This window comes from Brevundimonas sp. (genome assembly GCF_032017145.1).
Classification (GTDB): Bacteria; Pseudomonadota; Alphaproteobacteria; order Caulobacterales; family Caulobacteraceae; genus Brevundimonas.
Window position 1 is genome coordinate 1 of the sequence record NZ_DALZQC010000183.1, and the last position, 3,117, is coordinate 3,117.

The 3,117-nt window shown below is 70.5% G+C and carries 2 protein-coding genes and 1 pseudogene; 1 reads left to right on the forward strand and 2 read right to left on the reverse strand.

Features of this window, described 5'->3' with window-relative positions:
* Positions 1–305: pseudogene (locus RTU05_RS17545) on the reverse strand (hypothetical protein); the annotation flags it as partial.
* 161 nt (positions 306–466) lie between these two features.
* Here RTU05_RS17545 and RTU05_RS17550 point away from each other — a divergent pair.
* Positions 467–910, forward strand: coding sequence for a SufE family protein (locus RTU05_RS17550; RefSeq protein WP_312599586.1), 444 nt, complete (start codon positions 467–469; stop codon positions 908–910).
* A gap of 3 nt (positions 911–913) precedes the next feature.
* Here the strand turns inward: RTU05_RS17550 and RTU05_RS17555 are convergent, their stop codons facing one another.
* Positions 914–2,992, reverse strand: a complete 2,079-nt coding sequence (locus tag RTU05_RS17555) for a TonB-dependent siderophore receptor (protein ID WP_312599587.1) — start codon at positions 2,990–2,992, stop codon at positions 914–916.
* Positions 2,993–3,117 lie beyond the last annotated feature (125 nt).

The window sequence follows — 3,117 nt, forward strand, 5'->3', positions numbered from 1 at the left end:
ACGCCCCCGGTCAGGCCCGCCGCCGCCGTCGCCGCGACCAGCCAGGCGACCATGATCGTCAGCCGCAGCGCCAGGGTGTCGCGCACCATCAGCGCCACCCCCAGCACCCCGGGCAGGGCCATGATCAGCAGCGCCGCCAGCGGTCCATTATGCAGACTGCCCGCCATCTGGGCCGACAGGGCCGTCAGGCTGACCGCCACCGCCCAGACGGCGTGCCACAGCGCCACCAGCGGCGCGCCCGTCCGGGCGTCATGCGGCGGCGAGGGCGGGTCGTCCTGGAAGCGGTGGCGAGGGAGCGGTGTCAATCAATCGGGCCGGTGTTCTGTCTGGTCCCAGATTAGTCCCCGCCTTGAGTCGGCGCGAGGCCGCTCCCCCCTCAGGCGAACCCCATGGCGGCGTTCACCATGAATATCGGGGGACAAAACGGCCGGTTGTCGTTAACGGCCCGGCGGCCTATCCAGCGCCCATGACCGCAAACGACCGCACGCCCCCGACCGAAAGCCTTGATGAGACCCTGGCCGAACTGGCCGAGGATTTCGACCTGCTGGGCGATTGGGAGCAGCGGATCGAATATGTGATCGAACTGGGCAAGGGGCTGGCCCCGCTGGACGAGGCCGACCGGATCGAGGCCAACAAGGTGCCGGGCTGCGCGGCCCAGGTGTGGCTGGCCGTAAGCGCGGCGGACGGTCGCCTGTGGTTCGCCGCCGACAGCGACAGCGCCCTGTCCAAGGGCAATATCGCCCTGTTGCTGAAACTGTATTCCGGGCGCACGCCGTCCGAAATCCTGGCCTTCGACGCCAGGGCCGCCCTGGACCGCCTGGGCCTGCCCTCGGCCCTGACCCGCCAGCGCGCCAACGGCCTGAACAGCATGGTGGGGCGGATCAGGGAGGCGGCGCTGGCGGCGGGGTGACGGCTACAGCGCGATCCTCAGCGAGGCGCGGACGCTGCGCGGGGCGCCGGGGAAGATCCACAGGGCGCTGTAGGAGCTGGCGGCGTAGCGTTCGTCGAACAGGTTGTCGACCTCGACCCGCGCGGTGACCTGGCGCGTCAGCCCATAGTCCAGCGCCGCCTTGGCCTTCCAATAGGCGGGCAGTCTGACCGGATCGGCGGTCAGGGCGCCGGCGCGGTCGCCCACATAGGCCGCGCCCGCCATCACCGACCAGTCCGTGCCGTGGGCGGTGGGGAACCGGCCGATGGCGAACAGCGAGCCGGAATGTTCGGGCACGTTCAGCACGGCGTCGCTGGCGAACCGGCTGTCGTCGGCCTTGGCGTCGGTCCAGCTGTAGTTGGCCACCACCTGCCAGGCGTCGTCGATCCTCAGCGACCCGTCCAGCTCGATCCCGCGCGTGGTCAGCTTGCCGACCGGGGCCAGGTAGTTGGAATCGACCGGGTCGGTGGTCAGGATGTCGGACTTTTCGATGTCGAACACCGTCGCGGCCAGGTCCAGTCCCTCCCAGGCGCCGGCGAGGCCGATCTCATAGCCCTGGCCCTTTTCGGGTGCGAAGCCCGCCCCGTCGCGCCCCGTGCCCGAGTTCAGCACGAACGACCGGCCATAGCTGGCGTGGGCGGTGAGGTTGTCGGTCAGGCGGTATCGGGCGGCGAAGCGGTAATCGAACGGCGTGTCCGCCGCCTCGCCCACGGCGCCGGTGCGGTTGTTGCGAATGCTCTGGCTGTAGTCGTCCAGCCGCAGGCCGGCCGACAGGCTCAGACGGTCGTTCACCTCCCACAGGTCCTGGGCGTACAGGGTCACGACCTCGCGCGTCTCCAGATTGTCGGTGAAGGGCAGGGGCGTGGGCGCAGGAACTGCGCCATAGACGGGGTTGAAGACGTTGATCGGATAGGGGTTGGCCGCCGTCGGATTGATCCGCAGCCACTTCTCGCCATAGGTCAGCTTGTAGCCCTTGAGCCCGAAGGCCAGGTTGTGGACGCCCAGGCCGGTCTCGACCGCGCCCCGCAGCTCCAGCCGCGCCGACAGGTCCTCGACGGAGAAGTCGCGGCCCCGACGCTGGCGCCACAGCTGGTCGCCGACCAGGCGCGACTGATCGCTGGACAGGCCGCGCAGCGATCCGCCGCGCCAGGCGATCCCGCCGTTCAGGCTCCAGGCGCCGTTCAGGGCGTATTCGCCCGTCACCTGATGCCGCTCGTTGCGGAACCGGGTCGGACCGTCGCCCGGCTCGCCGTAGTAGTTGGATTCCGGCAGGGCCAGGGCGTCGCCGCCGATCGCCGGCATCCCCCGGTCGAACAGGGTGGTGAAGGTGGTGAACTCGCCCACATAGGTCAGGCGCAGGTCGGCGCTAGGCCGCCAGGTCAGGGACGGCGCGACCACGGTCCGGTCCAGCCCGACATCGTCACGCCAGCCCGTGCTGGTCTCGCCCGCCAGGATCAGCCGCCCGGCCAGTTCCTCGGTGATCGGGCCGGTCAGGTCCAGTTCGCCGCGTCTCAGGCCGAAGGAGCCGACGGTTCCGGTGAAGACGGCGGCGGTCGTGAACTTGGGCGTCTTGGACGCCAGATTGACCCGTCCGGCCGGATCGATGTCGCCGAACAGGGCGCCGGACGGGCCCTTCAGCACCTCGATCCGTTCGGCCGTGGCCGGGTCGCGGGGCGGGGCCATGCCGCGATTGGCCAGGAAGCCGTCGACGTAGTATTCCGCCCCGCCGTCGGGCGTGCCGAGAAAGCCGCGGATGGCGAAGTTGTCCATCACCCCGCCGCGATTGTTCTGCTGGCTGACGCCGCTGACCAGCTCCAGCGCGTCGGCCAGGCGCGTGGCCCCGACCGCCCGGATCAGGTCGTTCTCGATCGAGCGGCTGGACGGGGACATGGTCTCGGTGTCGCGCCCGGCGCCCAGGGTGCGGTCGCGCGGCGCCGTGCGGCGGCCCAGGACGACGATTTCGCCCAAGGCGGCCGGTTCGACCGCCGCCTCCGGCGCAGGGGCGACAGGCGGTTGGGCGGCGGCCAGCAGGCAGGCGCCGGCGCAGCTCGAAAGCAGGGACAAGTCAGGCTCCGTTTGAAACGTTATAGTATATCGGCTATCCGCTCGGGCATGACGCTGTCAACCGCCGCAACGCTTTCGCCTTCCGCCCCGACCCACGCCGTCGCCCGCGCCCGCCCCGCCGCCGG